The 13709-nt window shown below is 61.4% G+C and carries 10 protein-coding genes; 5 read left to right on the plus strand and 5 right to left on the minus strand.

The window, feature by feature from the left end; genetic code table 11:
- Window positions 1-1983 carry an FAD-dependent oxidoreductase gene (locus AB4Y71_RS01195; RefSeq protein ID WP_441717340.1) on the minus strand — a complete coding sequence of 661 codons (1983 nt, stop codon included), beginning with the start codon at window positions 1981-1983 and terminating at the stop codon, window positions 1-3.
- 136 nt (window positions 1984-2119) lie between these two features.
- Here AB4Y71_RS01195 and AB4Y71_RS01200 point away from each other — a divergent pair, with 136 nt between their 5' ends.
- Window positions 2120-2830, plus strand: coding sequence for a GntR family transcriptional regulator (locus AB4Y71_RS01200; protein ID WP_441717342.1), 711 nt, complete (start codon window positions 2120-2122; stop codon window positions 2828-2830).
- 73 nt (window positions 2831-2903) lie between these two features.
- On the opposite strand, the gene AB4Y71_RS01205 is transcribed toward AB4Y71_RS01200, so the two are convergent.
- Both AB4Y71_RS01205 and AB4Y71_RS01210 read right to left on the minus strand, forming a co-directional pair.
- Entirely contained in the window at window positions 2904-3530 is a 627-nt protein-coding gene (locus AB4Y71_RS01205) for a hypothetical protein (RefSeq protein WP_441717344.1), read from the minus strand.
- A 293-nt stretch (window positions 3531-3823) separates the two neighbouring features.
- A complete protein-coding gene (locus AB4Y71_RS01210) occupies window positions 3824-5404 on the minus strand; it encodes an FAD-binding oxidoreductase (protein ID WP_441717346.1) in 1581 nt (526 codons plus the stop codon).
- A 99-nt stretch (window positions 5405-5503) separates the two neighbouring features.
- Here AB4Y71_RS01210 and AB4Y71_RS01215 point away from each other — a divergent pair, with 99 nt between their 5' ends.
- On the plus strand, window positions 5504-6442 hold the full coding sequence (locus AB4Y71_RS01215) for a LysR family transcriptional regulator (protein ID WP_441717348.1): 939 nt from the start codon (window positions 5504-5506) through the stop codon (window positions 6440-6442).
- A 3-nt stretch (window positions 6443-6445) separates the two neighbouring features.
- On the opposite strand, the gene AB4Y71_RS01220 is transcribed toward AB4Y71_RS01215, so the two are convergent.
- Together AB4Y71_RS01220 and AB4Y71_RS01225 are read right to left on the minus strand one after the other, a co-directional pair.
- Window positions 6446-7774 carry an NtaA/DmoA family FMN-dependent monooxygenase gene (locus tag AB4Y71_RS01220; protein ID WP_431492588.1) on the minus strand — a complete coding sequence of 443 codons (1329 nt, stop codon included), beginning with the start codon at window positions 7772-7774 and terminating at the stop codon, window positions 6446-6448.
- A gap of 167 nt (window positions 7775-7941) precedes the next feature.
- The gene (locus tag AB4Y71_RS01225) at window positions 7942-9306 is read right to left on the minus strand and encodes an MFS transporter (protein WP_441717350.1); all 1365 of its coding nucleotides are present in this window, start codon (window positions 9304-9306) and stop codon (window positions 7942-7944) included.
- A gap of 246 nt (window positions 9307-9552) precedes the next feature.
- Here AB4Y71_RS01225 and AB4Y71_RS01230 point away from each other — a divergent pair, with 246 nt between their 5' ends.
- The 3 genes from AB4Y71_RS01230 to AB4Y71_RS01240 are packed head-to-tail and all read left to right on the plus strand — an operon-like array spanning window position 9553 to window position 13636.
- Window positions 9553-11049 carry a 4-hydroxyphenylacetate 3-hydroxylase family protein gene (locus tag AB4Y71_RS01230; protein ID WP_441717352.1) on the plus strand — a complete coding sequence of 499 codons (1497 nt, stop codon included), beginning with the start codon at window positions 9553-9555 and terminating at the stop codon, window positions 11047-11049.
- Between the two features lie 14 nt (window positions 11050-11063).
- Window positions 11064-12494: an MmgE/PrpD family protein gene (locus AB4Y71_RS01235; protein ID WP_441717354.1), complete on the plus strand. Its 1431-nt coding sequence runs from the start codon at window positions 11064-11066 to the stop codon at window positions 12492-12494.
- Window positions 12491-13636, plus strand: coding sequence for a flavin reductase (locus tag AB4Y71_RS01240; RefSeq protein WP_441717356.1), 1146 nt, complete (start codon window positions 12491-12493; stop codon window positions 13634-13636). The genes AB4Y71_RS01235 and AB4Y71_RS01240 overlap by 4 nt, the downstream gene beginning before the upstream one ends.
- Window positions 13637-13709: the final 73 nt, after the last annotated feature.

The raw sequence follows: 13709 nt of genomic DNA on the forward strand, positions 1-13709 counted from the left end.
TTAGCGGATCTCCGTGTACTGCGACTGGTCGACCGCGCGGGTGATGTTCCAGTACTCGACGATCGGGTAAGGCCAGATCTGCGAGACGCGGCCGAACTTGTTCTTGTACCAGGTGTGCACATCCGGGTGGCCCCAGGCCTTTTGCTCGTTGGCGGCGTCGAGATCTGCCACAAAGGTGTCCAGCACTTCCTGCTTCAGATCCAGTGCCTTGAGGTCTTTTTCCAGCACGATGTTCAGCGCATCCAGGATGTAGGTCAGGCCGTACTCGATCATCGAGAACAGCGAGCCGTTGACCACGTGTCCGGTGTTCGGGCCCGAGACGATGAACAGGTTCGGGAAGCCTGGCACGGTGGCGCCAGCATATGCGGTGGCGTTGCCACCCCAGTATTCGTGGATATCCTTGCCATCGCGTCCGGTGATGCGCAACGGCTCGAGGAACTCCGAGGCCTGGAAACCGGTGGCGTAGATGATCACGTCCAGCTCGTGCAGGTTGCCTTCACCGTCGACGATGCCCGCTTCGGTCATCTCGCTCATGCCCGAGGTGATCAGGCTGGTCTGCGGCTTCTTCAGGCTCTCGGCCCAGACACCGTTATCGCGCAGCATGCGCTTGCCGCCCACGATGTAATCCGGGGTGACCTTCTCCAGCAGATCCGGGCGGTCGGCGTACTGTTCCTTGAGCATTTCGGTCAGCTGCTGGCGCACCCGCTCGTTGATCGCCGAGACCGAACCTTCCTTGGTCCAGTTCGGGTCGGCAGCGGTGGTGTGCTGGCGGCCCTCGACACCCAGCCAGTGCTGCCAGAAGCGCAGCCACTGGCCGTACTGAGGCAGGTGCTCGACCAGGTAGGTCACCGATTCAGGCATGTCCTCGTAGTAGAACGGGGTTGGTAGCATCCATGGGGAGGAGCGCTGGAAGACCTTCAGCTCTTCGACCTCATCCACGATGGCTGGAACGATCTGGTAGGCGCTGGCACCGGTACCGATGACGGCAACCTTCTTGCCCTTCAAATCGATGCCCGGCTTCCATTCGGCCGAGTGCACGTGGATGCCGGCGAACTTGTCGTGGCCCGGGGTATCTGGGAACTTCGGGCGGTCCAGCTGGCCTACGGCCGAAAGTACCGCGTTGAAGCGGCGTTCTTCCACTTCGCCGCCGTCCACGATCATGGACAGCACCCAGCGGCCATCTTCTTCATCCCAGGTCGCAGACAGCACTTCGGCGCCCATCTGGATGTTCTGCGTGATGCCGCCGCGTTCTGCCACGTCGCGGGTGTACTTGTGGATTTCGGCGCCTTCGGAGAACTGCTGTGGCCAGTCATCGCGCTGCGCGAAGGAGAAGGAGTACGCGTAGTTGGGGGTATCCAGGCGCACGCCCGGGTAGGTGTTCTTCCACCAGGTGCCGCCGACTTCGTGGCCCTTCTCGAAGACTGTGTAGTCCAAGCCGGCCTGCTTCAGGCGGTAGGCGGCAGCCATGCCGGCCACGCCCGAGCCGATCACGGCAACGGTGAAGTCGCGGGTTGGGGCTACTTGGTCCTTGGTGAAGGCCGGTGCGCCGCTGACTTCTGGAACCAGCGCCATGTCGTGCTTGAGCATCTGGTGGTAATCGGTGGTGGCCTGATTGGTGATCCAGTCCAGGATGACGGTGGCCTGCTCATCGCTCAAGGTGTCCACCGAGGTGATCTTCTCGTCGCGGATCTTGCGCAGTGCCTCGAAGGCCAGCTCGCGGGCCGCTTCCTGGGCGGCGGCGTCCATGCCGCCGTGGGGCTGGCCAACAGTGTCAACCGGTGGCTGCGGCGGGCGCAGCTCATCGCGAAGGATCGAGTAATCGCCGGTTGCCGCGGCCAGGGCCACCATCAGCGGTGGCAGCTCGGTGCTTGCGACGATCTGGCGCAGCTGCTCGTCGCTTTCGGTGATCGCCGAGTAGTTGTCACGCCAGTACAGGTCATCTACCTGTTTGGTGGTGGCGGTCTCGATCAGTGATTCGCTCATTGGTTGCTCCTAGCAAGTCATTTCGGGCCGTGCGCGGCAAGGGCCAGCAGACGCGTCATGTAACCAGTGTCACCGGCAAGTTATGCATAAGTCAAATAAAAATGTATTCTTTATCGACTTTGGTATGATCTAGGTCATGGCGAAACGCACCGATTCAGAGACGATGTCCAAGCACATCCGCGACACCCTGCGCACCGATATCCTCGATGGGCGCTGGGAACCAGGTGCCCGGCTGCAGCTCACTCACCTGTCCGAGCATTACGAAACCTCGAGCACGGTCATTCGTGAAGCACTGACCCGGCTGGTGGGGGACAAGCTGGTCACCCTTCGCCCGAACAAGGGCTTTTTCGTGCCCGAGCTGTCGCTGGCAGAGTTGACCGATATCGTGGAGATGCGTTGCGTCAACGAGCAGCTGGCGCTCTCGCTGGGCTTCGAACGCGCGCCATTGGAGTGGGAAAGCGAGCTCATGGCCGCGCACCACACCCTGGAGCGCACCCCGCGACGTTCGGACGAAGACCCGGACAACCACACCCCGGAATGGAACCACGCGCACCAAGCCTTTCACGACAAGCTCGTCGAAGCCTGCGGAGTTCCACTGCTAACCGAGATGACGCGAACGCTGTCGGATCTCATCCAGCTCTACGGGCGCTGGGCCGGGCCAGCAACCCGCGATGCCAAGCGCGATCTGGATAAGGAGCACCGCGACATCCTGAACGCCGCTTTGGACCGCAATGCCGAATTGGCTGGGCAGCTGCTGCGTGCGCACTACGAAACCACGCTCAGCGCCGTCAAGAATGGCGGCGAGGTGGGCTTGGCCTGCCTGCCGCACGTAAAGCTGCTGAAGTAGCCGGAACCTGTTTCGCGGCGCAGCCAGGGCAAGAATTGGACCGCCGCCATTCGAGCAAGCTCGGCTTCAGAGCTCAGGATCGAGAGTGCCACGTGGGAATGCGCCTATTCAAGAAACTGGTGCGCAAGGAATCAACGGCTTGGAGCGCTTGGCCTTCGCCGGTGCCGATGTTTTCTTCGACCCATGTGAAGTAGCGCTGGGCTTCATCCAGGATTCCCGGAATGAAATCGCTGGGATCCACACGGTGCTTCCGCTGGTACACGGCGAAGAATGTTGACCGTCCCTTCGTCTCCAGCCGAAGCGGCACGGGTTGGCCTGGGAACAGCCGTTCAGCCGATCCCTTGTGCAGATAATCCTCGACCAGTTCAATCAACTCGAGCCAGATCCCGCTCACTTCATCCCACAGCCCGCCTGGAATTAATTCGATCCCTTGGTACGACAGCGAAAGAAAACCTTCGCTGCCGTATGGGTTTCTGTTCAGCCGATCCCGCCAAATGCTGGCGGCGCGGTCAGGCTCCTGGAACATGCTGACCAGATAGTTTTCGGGATGCGTGACAAAATCTTCGAGGTCTGTCACCGTGTGCGGGACCAAGATATACGGTTCGCTATGTACGGCTGGTTCTTTCATCTCATCTTGATTCGTGCGGAGGGCTGAAGTAGATGGCTCGACCGTTACCGATGAGCCTCTGGTGCGTGGCATCGGATCAGTTTCCCCCACGCTGCAGCTGCTTGCTTGTCCCGCCGGTTTTTAGTGTACGTCGGTTCCGTATAATTGGTTCCGTCTAATATCGGCCTGCAGTGGATTTCGAGCATCACTGGCGTTCAGGCTTGGCCAGCGGCCAAGTTGTTGACCCCAACGACTAGTGGCGCCCTCTCTGCCTAACTCTTCCATGCCTCTGTTCGGTGCGTTCGGCTGGGATATCGACGGGATACGACTCGACTCCGGGCAAGCGAATCCCCTTGCCGCTCTTGCGGCAAGGGGATTCGCTGTACTTAGTGCGCCAGGTTCTGGTGCTGGACGCTTGAACGCTCTTCGCGGAAGCGCGCAGGCCAAACGCCCTGCTTGCCAGGTGCCAGGATGCCAGCTGGATCCAGCGCGTCCTTGATCTTCTCCTGCAAGCGGCGTGCCGCGTTGTCGTTGAAGTCGAAGCCATCGGCAATCCGGTCCATGTAGTCAACGTGGCTGCGGTACGGAGCGTAGCCGCGGGCACGGGCCGCATCAAGCAGTTCCGAGTACAGGGCACGGGCGCGCTTGAGCATCTCTTCATTGCCCCGTTCGAAGAAGATCATGGTCACGTGGACCATGTGCCGCGGATACAGGTGGTAGCCGATGTACAGGTCGAAGCCGTGCTTTTCGTAGAGCTTCTTGGCTTCCTGGTAGAACTCGGCCACCAATTCGCCGCGTGCCGGAATGATCGGAGCGGCGTCGATATGGCCCCCGTTTTCGGCAGCCCAGCCCACGGTCGACAGTGGCTTCAGGGTCGGGACGCCGGCCATCTGGGTACGGTCTTGGGTGGCGATGTCATCATGCTGCAGGGCCAGGCCTTCTTCACCCGAGTAGAAGCGTGCATCAACGCGGGCACCGGGGATCACGCTGATCCGGTCCTTGACGATTTGCAGGCGGCGCTCGCATAGTTCACGGTCGCCGTAGAACGCGAACTTGCAGTTCCACTGGCCAATGCCGAATTCCTTGCGCATTTCCTCGAGCCGCCAGTCGGGAATGGAGCCGTCTCCATCCCAGAAATCGGCACGGGATCCGCGCATGGTCGCGGCGCGGACAACGTTGCCGCACAGCGCGTTGTTCTGGACGATCTCCTCGCGGCGCAGGGTGGTGAGGATATCGATCAGCTGCGGCAGGTGCACTTCATCGTCAACGAAGATGTCGCCGTTGACGTAGGTGTGCGGCGCGGGCATCAGCCACAGGCCGACCTGGGTGACCACGCCGTAATTGGACTGCGTGAACAGCCCGTCCAGCGTCGGACCGAAGCCGCCCTGGAAGATCGGTCCCAGCTCGGTTCCGTCCATGGCACCCATGCCGGTGCGGACCAGATCGCCATCGGGCATGACTACTTCCATGCCGCACAAGGACTTCACGTGGTCGCCCAGCGGTGTCATGCCGTAGCCCCGGTCGAGCATGTTGCCCATCACCGAGCCCCAGCCCAAGGCCGGCACCGACATCCACACCTTCAGGCCGCGTTCCTTGATGTATTCGAAGAGGTCGAAGAAGGTGACCCCGGGTTCCACTACCGCGTAGCACAGGCGGTCATCCACGGCGATGATGCGGTTCATACGGCTCAGGTCCAGTGCCACCATACCGGTGTCGCGTGGTTCCGGGCCGCCGTAGCCCAGGTTCTTGCCGCAGGAGAAGGTCCACAGCGGAACTTCGTGCTCGGTAGCCAGCTTGACGACGGCTTGGACTTCTTCTGTATTTGCCGGGCGGATGCCCGGCCACGGGGTGCGTCCCGGGTTCAGCGGGTAGGGATCAAGATAGCCCTCGGAATCTCCCAATGAAACAACGTTTTCTGCGCCAACGATTTCCTTGGCTGCCTGAAGAAATTCTTCACGACGATCCATGATTCACCCTTCCACTGGCTGCGGGCTAGTGCCGCGGCCTCACTGTCTTAATCTAAAAAATTTGCTTTGTTTCTCACCGTCATCAATATGCTTGATGACATGAATCTTGTGTCCCACCCGCAGCTGACCTTGCGCCAGCTTTGGCACTTCGTTGTTGCCGCCGAAGCCGGAACCATGGCCGAAGCTGCCCGCAGGCTGCATCTGGCCCCTTCTGCGATCTCCATGTCCATTGCTGAACTCGAGCGCATCGTCGGTGCCGAGCTGGCGATCAAGCGCCGAGCCAAGGGGCTGACTTTGACCGCCAGCGGCAAGACCGTGCTGCTCCAGGCCCGCGAACTGCTCGAACGCGCCCACGATCTGGAAACCATGGGCCAGGGAACCCGTGAAGAGCTGGCCGGCCCGCTGACCGTTGGCTGCTTCATGCCTCTGGGGCCGATCATCATCCCTCCCATGCTCAGTGCCTTTGCCCAGCAGTGCCCCAAGGTAGAGGTCGACTTTTTGGAAGGGTTCCACCAGGAAATGCAGGATGCGCTGCTCGATGGTTCCATCGACGTCGCCTTCCTCTACGGTTCGGAGATTTCTCCGGCGCTGCGTTCGGCCACCGTGGCGATGGCCGAAGCCCAGATCCTGCTTCCTTCGGATCATCCGCTGGCCGCACGCCCGTCGGTGTCACTGCGTGAAATCTCTACGGATCCGTTGGTGCTTTTCGAATCCGAACCGATCACCCAGCGCATCTTGGGGCTGTACCAAGGTAGCGGGCTGGAGCCGGTTATCCGGCACCGTTCGCGTTCCTATGCAACGGTTCGCTCGCTGGTCAGTACCGGCCGTGGGGTGGCGGTCCTGTTCCAGCAGCCGGCCCTGGAAGCACCCTATGAAGAGTTGAACGTGGTGCTCAAGCCACTGAAACTTGATGAGGAGAATATCGCTGTAGTTCCAGTTTCAGTGGCTTGGCCCCGCAGCTCTCGGCTGAACTCCCGTGCCCAAGCGTGGGTGGAAGTAGCTGCCGAGCTCTTCGAGGATGCCGGCCGGCGCAGCTAGCGGCTAGACGCGCGCGCGGATCGAGGACGGGTAGGACAGCCCGAAGTTATCGCGCAGGGTGGTGCCCTCGTACTCGGTGCGGAAGTAGCCGCGGTTCTGCAATTCCGGGACCAGCTTGTCGCAGATCAGCTTGAACCCACCCGGGTTGAATGGGGCGTTCAGGTTGAAGCCGTCGCAGGCTTTGGAATCGAACCAGTCGATCATCCGGTCAGCCACTGCCGAAGCGGTGCCGGCCATCCACTGGTGTCCGGTAGAGCGGGCCAGGTCAACGATCAGCTCGCGCAGGGTCATGCCCTGGTCCACCGACTTGCGGCGGTAGATCTGGTAGCGCGAACCCAGAGCCGGATCATCGGAAAACCATTCGGCAGGGATCTTCTCGTTGAAGTCCAGCGAGGACAGGTCCATCTTCAGATCCGCGCCGACCTGCACGCGACCGTTTTCCAGGTGGATGTGGTTGGCCAGCTCTTCGGCCAGCTCATCTGCTTCAGCCTGGGTGTCGCCGAGGATCGGCAGGATGCCCGGGATGATCTTGATGTCGTTGGGGTTGCGGCCCTTGGCAGCTGCCATGGCCTTGAACTTGGCGTAGAACTCCACAGATGGTTCTTTCAACGGCTGCGCGGTGTAGATGCCGTCGGCCACCGATGAGCCCAGTTCCATGCCCGGTCCCGAGGAGCCGGCTTGGACCAGCACCGGGCGGCCCTGCGGGCTGCGCGGCATGTTGATCGGGCCCTGCACCTTGAAGAATTCGCCCTCATGGTTGATCGGGTGGATCTTGTCGGTGTTGACGTACCAAGCCGATTCCTTGTCGTTGGTGACGGCGTCGTCTTCCCACGAATCCCACAGCTGGTTGGCGACCTCGACGAACTCGGTGGCGCGGCGGTAGCGGGTGGCTGGATCCGGCGCGGAATCCATGCCGAAGTTGGCGAAGCCATCGGAACTGGTCACGATGTTCCAGCCGGCGCGGCCACCGGACATGTGGTCCAGTCCTGCCATCTGTCGAGCCAGATTGTATGGCTCGGAGAAGGAAGTGGAAACGGTGCCGATCAGGCCGATGTTCTTGGTGCGCGCTGCCAGAGCGGAAAGCACCGAGATCGGCTCGTAGAAGCCGTTCATTTTGATATCGCCGCGCATCACGGTGTTGGCGTGGACGATGTCGCCGAAGAAGATGGCGTCCAGCTTGGCGTCTTCAGCCATCTTGGTCAGGTCGTAGACGAAGTCCAGGTTTGCCAGCTCTTCGGAGCGCGAGCCGTCCATGCGCCACGAGTCCTTGTGGTAGCCGGCGGGGAGCATGAAGGTCGTGAGCACCATGTGCTGGGGGTTCTTGGGAGTCATTGAAACTTATCCTTTCCTGCGAATGTGACGGGAAGCACTGAATCCATGCTTTCAAGAGTTCCTTAAGTCGTAAATAGAGAACTTTTGCACTTTAGAATTCAGAAAAATTGATGTTAGTTGGTAAAAGCAGGTCCGCGCACCAAGTGATACGCGGACCGTGCTGAAGTTTAGGCGTTCAAGAATTCTTTGGTTTTTGCAGCACCTTTGGCTGGCAGCGCCGCACCCTCGGGGCTCATGCGGATGGCGATCAGGCCAATAACCAAGATGGCTGCCCAGAAGATGCCTACCGCGGTGATGCCGAAGCTGACAGCCAGCGCGGTGCAGATCATTGGAGTGAAGCCGGCACCAACGGTGGAGGAGCCCTGGTAGGCCAGCGAAGCGCCGGTGTAGCGGACGTCGGCGGGGAACAGCTCGGAGATATAGGCGCCGATTGGTCCGGCCAGGATGCCCTGGATGACGCCGTTGCCGACGATGACGGCAACTGCGAAGCCCCATCCGGTGCCATTGCTCATCAAGAAGACGGCAGGGAAGGCCCACAGGATGCCGGCGGTACCGCCAACGGTCAGGATCGCCTTGCGGCCGTACTTGTCAGAAAGCTTGGCGGCCAAGAAGCAAACCAGGATGGTGACGATGGCCGCGTATCCCTTGGTATTCAGAACGAAGGAGCGGTCCACGCCCTGGGCGGCTGCTTCGGAGACGCCCCAGGAGGTCAATACGCCCTGGCAGGTGTAGAAGCCAAGCGAAGCAACAAGGGTGATGATCACGGTACGGGAATGGTTCTTGAGCACCAGTGCGATAGGGGTCTTGCGTTCTTCTTTGCGGTTCGCGGCCTTCGCGTCGAGCTCTTGGAAGATCGGGGTTTCGGCCACTTTCAGGCGAATAACCATGCCGATGATGATCAATACTGCCGAGAAGACGAACGGAATGCGCCAGCCCCATTCCAAGAAGGCATCGCCCGTAGAGAAGGAGACGAAGGAAACCAGGAAGGTTGCCAGCAGGCCGCCGGCAGGAGCTCCTGCGTTGGCGAAGGAAGCGGCGAAGCCGCGCTTGGAAGCCGGTGCGTGTTCAAGTGCCATCAAGGTGGCACCGCCCCATTCGCCGCCAACGGCAACACCCTGGATGACGCGCAGCAGGATCAGGATGATCGGTGCTGCCATGCCGATGGTTGCGGTGGTTGGCAGCAGGCCGATGGCGATCGTGGCAAAGCCCATCATCATCATGGAAAGGACCAGCATCTTCTTGCGTCCCAAGCGATCGCCGTAGTGGCCGAAGATGATGCCGCCCAGCGGACGGGCTATATAGCCGACTGCCAGGGTTCCGAAAGAAGCGAACAGGGCCAGGCCTGGACTGAGGTTGCCGAAGAAGACCTTGTCGAAAATCAGCGACGCGGCGGTGGCGTAAAGGATGAAGTCGTAGTACTCGATAACGCTGCCCAGGAAGCTGGATCCGAGAATGCGGCGCAGGTCCTTGGTGTTGAGGGAGTCGTTCGGCTTCGATGCCGGCACTGGCTGGTTCTGTTGCGAGTCGGACACGTTGGGAACCTTTCCTGATCGCGGTTTGTGACTTAAGCCATAGTGGCCCATTTCACTGATCCTGTCTACTTTTTACGCATTTTATGACTAGGAATATTTTCTTTTGAGGCCAAAACCGCGTAATTCCGGTTTTTCTAAAAAAATCTTTAACCCAGAGGTTGATCTAGGTCACATAAGTTATATAAACTGATGCACAGAATATATTTTTGACCCGCTAGTCGGGACGTCCGATAAGGAGCAGCAAAGATGAGTGCACGCACTGGAGAGCAGTACCTGGCAGGGCTCAAGGATTCCCGTGAGGTCTGGCTAGGCGACCAGCGCATCGACGTGACCGAGCATCCTGCATTTGCAGGCTCGATCAACGGCATGGCCGCCTACTTCGACTACCAGCACAAGTACGCAGATGACTGCCTGATGGTTGACGAAGAAACCGGGCAGCAGCACAACGTCTCCCTGCTGCGCCCCAAGAACGCTGAGGATATCGCCCGCCGCCACCGAGCCTTCGACCGCCTGGCCCGCTACTCCAACGGCATGCTCGGCCGCACCCCTGACTACGTGAACGTCGTCCTGGCCGGCCACGCTTCGCGTCCGGACATCTTCGCCAAATCCGGCGACCCGGTCTACTACGAGCGCTTGGAGAACTACTGGCGCCACGTCCAGGAAAACGACCTGGCACTGACCCACACCATCGTGCACGCAGCCATCGACAAGTCGGTGGGCGAACTGCAGGGCATCAACGAAGAGCTGACCCTGCGCGTGGTGGAGCGCACCGAAGAGGGCCTGATCGTGCGCGGCGCGAAGATGCTCGCCACCCTGGGCCCGATCGCAGACGAACTCTACGTCTACCCAGCGGTGCCAATCCAGAAGGGCTACGAGGAATACGCGCTGTCCTTCGCGATCCCGGTCGCCACCCCGGGAGTGGTCTCGGTATGCCGCGACCACTACGGCGTCGACCAGCCCGTAGTGGACAAGCCGTTCTCCTCGCGCTTCGACGAGCAGGATGCGGTCATCATCTTCGATGACGTGCTGGTTCCATGGGACCGCGTGTTCATCGACGGCCAGCTCGATGTCTACAACTCCCTGAACTCGGGCACCGCTACCGGAAACACCCAGCAGCAGACTGCCATCCGCGCCTCGGTGAAGCTGGAATTCGCCTACGACCTGTGCGTGCAGATGGCCAAGGTCACCGCCACCGACAACAAGCCGGAAACCGCGTCGATGCTCGGCGAAATCTACTCCTACCTGCGCATCGCCCGCGCCGTAATCCACTCGGCCGAGGTCAACGCCTCGGAATGGGGCGGCGGAGCATTCTTCTGCCACGACGACATCTCCGCGCTGCGCACCATGATGCCGCTGTGGATGGCCCGCGTGAACGACATCATCAAGTCCATGGGCAGCCACAACCTGCTGGCCACCCCAACCGCGGCCTCCTTCGAGGATCCGCGCCTGGGCCCACTGCTCAAGAAGTACCTGCCAGGGGCCAACGGCATCGCACCAGAAGAGCGTGCCAAGATCTTCCGCACCGCATGGGACTTCGCCGGATCCGCCCTGGGCAGCCGCATCGAACTCTACGAGCGCTTCTACCTGGGCTCGGTAGGCCGTGCCCGCGGACTGGACCACCGCAAGGCGCAGATGAAGGGCGAAAGCGGTGCCTTCGAGGCGATGTTCGCCGAGCTGGGCATCAACCCGGTCATTGCCGAACACGCCGGACTGGATCTGGACGCCGCGGCAACGCGCGCCTAGGAAAGCAGAAAATCATGGCTAACCCAACACCCGATGTGCTCGATGCGCTGCTGGAGAACCTGCTGGAAACCCAGTATTCCCAGCTGCCGACGGCCACGATCCAGCGTGTGAACCAGCGCCTGCTCGATTCGGTGGGCGTTGGGGTGGCAGGCCACCGTGCCGATGATGCCTCAGGGCTCATCGAGGTCGCTCGCGCCTGGGGCAGCGGTCAAGAAGCAACCGTACTGGGGACCGGAATCAAGCTCCCGGCCACCTCGGCCGCCCTCGTCAACGCGGCCCTGATCCGCTCCTTCGACTTCGAGCCGGTGGAAGCCGAAGGGCCGGAAGGCAAGCAAGTCGCCGCCCACATTTCAGGTACCACCGTGGCGGTGGTCCTGGCATTGGCCGAGGCAACCGGCGCCAACGGCGAAGAGACCCTGGCTGCGTTGGCACTGGGAGATGACCTGGCCGCGCGTCTGGCTATCGCCGGCGGATTCGATGTGTACTCCGGCCAGGATAATACCGGCACGCTCAACGCCTTGGCCGCCGCGGCAATCGCCAGCCGGATGCTGGGCTTGAGCAAGGTGCAGGCACGCCATGCCATCGGCATCGCGGTCAACCAAGCTTCGGGCAATGTAGCTGCGATCTTCGATGGCGCCAACGGCTTCAAGCTGCCCATGGCCTTCGCCGCCCGCTCCGGAATTTCCGCAGCGCAGCTGGCCAAGGCCGGCTTGCAGGCGGCGGATGATCCGCTGACCGGCAAGCACGGCTACTTCCAGCAGTTCGGCATCGACGCGCAGCCGGAACTGGCAGTGGTGGGCCTCGGCGTGGTGTTCCACGGCGATTGCACCATCAAGCCATTTGCCAGCTGCCGCGCCGCGCAGCCATCGCTGCAGGCCTGCGCGCAACTGGTGGCCGATGGCACGGTGAACTACAAGGACATCGAATGCCTCACCGTCCACCTGAGCGAACGGACTCTGAACGGATTCGTCGGAGCACGCTTCGAAGCCGGGGATACCCGCACTGTGGCAGCGCTGTTCTCGGTGCACGCCACCGCGGCCATCGCCTTGATCCACGGGACGGTCCGCCCCGAGCACCTGACCGCCAGCGCGCTGGCGGACCAGGAACTGGCGCAGATGCTCGGACGCATTGAACTGGCCGGCACCCTGCCCAACAGCCAGCGGCTGACCGCAGAAATCACCGCACGGCTGCGCAACGGCGAAGTGCGCCACATACGCGTGGAGCACCCGGATGGAAACATCTTGCGCACACCCCTGGAGCATGACCAGGTCGTTGAGAAGTTCTCGAAGAATCTCGAGTTCTCGCATCCTGAACTGGCGGCACGCAAGGACGTGTTGCTTGACCAGTTCGAACACCTTGCCAGCGCACCGGATCTGAGGAATCTGATCGCAACGCTGGACCCAGCTGAAAACTTCACCCCGAATTACCAGGAGCAACTCTCATGAGCATCACCAACCTCGAATCGGTCATCCCCGTCGACATGAACACCTTCCGCAACGTCGTAGGCCACTTCGCCTCCGGTGTCACGGTGATCACCACCGCCGTCAACGGCCAGCTCTACGGCACCACTGCTTCGGCAGTATCCTCGCTGTCCATGGAACCGCCAATGATGCTCGCCTGCCTGAATCGCTCCAGCTCCACCCATGACCGCGTGGTGGAATCAGGGGTCTTCGGCATCAACATCCTGGCTGAAGACCAGGGTGCGCTGGCCTTCCACTTCGGGCGCAAGGGCGAAGACAAGTTCGCCACCGTGCCGCATACCCTCTCCGAAGAAGGCATCCCGCTGATCGACGGCGCCCTGGCCACGATCGTATGCCACGTAGCCGAGACTCCAACCGGCGGCACCCACACCGTCTTCTTGGGGCTGGTCAGCCACGCTGAAGCCCACGACCGCGAACCACTGGCCTACTACCGCGGCACCATGGGCCGTCTGGAGCCAACCAAGGAATTGGCAGCCTACCAGGCCACCCGCAACTGGGTGCTGCTGCGCACCAGCCCGCTGGGCGAAGACCTCGATGTGGATGCAATCGCCGCTGCCTCTCGTGCCGACACCGATCATGTCTCCAATGCACTGGTGAAGCTGGAAAGCGAGCACCTGGTCTTCCGCACCGAAAACGGCAAGTACCAGCCCAAGCCGATCACCGCAGAGCTGACCGATTCGGCCTATGACTCGCGCGCCACCATCGAGTCCGGTGTCATCGCATCGCACCTGGGCAAGGTTTCAGCAGAAACCATTTCCACCCTGCGTGAGATCACCGCGAAACTGGCCACCCTGCGCGAGACTTCCGAGTCCGACTTGGAAGAGTTCTTGGCTCTGAACGTGGCCTACCACGACGCTTTGGTGGGCGTTGCCGGCTCCAGCCAGCTGGTTGATTCCTTCCGCCGTCTGGGCATTGGCACCGTATGGCGCCAGGCATTGACCGCTGAGCAGTGGTCGCGCCAGCTCGAACACCGCCACGTCGCCGAACTGACCGAGGCACTGGCTGCCGGCGATGCTCCAGCTGCCCAGGCAGCACTTGCTGCCCACACCGAGTTCGGCAAGACCTTGGCTCGTGAAGTCGTGGCTCGCCACGGCGGCCAGGTCTAAGCCCTGAGCTGTTAGCCAGTACGCAGTAGGCGGCAGGTTGGATATCCAACTTGCCGCCTGCTGTTTTAAAGCG

Origin of the sequence: Glutamicibacter sp. MCAF14 (assembly GCF_052114325.1) — a bacterium.
In the GTDB taxonomy this organism is placed as follows: domain Bacteria; phylum Actinomycetota; class Actinomycetes; order Actinomycetales; family Micrococcaceae; genus Glutamicibacter; species Glutamicibacter arilaitensis.

Bases quoted from the DNA above. Each gene is read 5' to 3' on its own strand.
- AB4Y71_RS01195 (WP_441717340.1), bottom strand. From the start codon at position 1,983: ATGAGCGAATCACTGATCGAGACCGCCACCACCAAACAGGTAGATGAC.
- AB4Y71_RS01200 (WP_441717342.1), top strand. From the start codon at position 2,120: ATGGCGAAACGCACCGATTCAGAGACGATGTCCAAGCACATCCGCGAC.
- AB4Y71_RS01205 (WP_441717344.1), bottom strand. From the start codon at position 3,530: ATGCCACGCACCAGAGGCTCATCGGTAACGGTCGAGCCATCTACTTCA.
- AB4Y71_RS01210 (WP_441717346.1), bottom strand. From the start codon at position 5,404: ATGGATCGTCGTGAAGAATTTCTTCAGGCAGCCAAGGAAATCGTTGGC.
- AB4Y71_RS01215 (WP_441717348.1), top strand. From the start codon at position 5,504: ATGAATCTTGTGTCCCACCCGCAGCTGACCTTGCGCCAGCTTTGGCAC.
- AB4Y71_RS01220 (WP_431492588.1), bottom strand. From the start codon at position 7,774: ATGACTCCCAAGAACCCCCAGCACATGGTGCTCACGACCTTCATGCTC.
- AB4Y71_RS01230 (WP_441717352.1), top strand. From the start codon at position 9,553: ATGAGTGCACGCACTGGAGAGCAGTACCTGGCAGGGCTCAAGGATTCC.
- AB4Y71_RS01235 (WP_441717354.1), top strand. From the start codon at position 11,064: ATGGCTAACCCAACACCCGATGTGCTCGATGCGCTGCTGGAGAACCTG.
- AB4Y71_RS01240 (WP_441717356.1), top strand. From the start codon at position 12,491: ATGAGCATCACCAACCTCGAATCGGTCATCCCCGTCGACATGAACACC.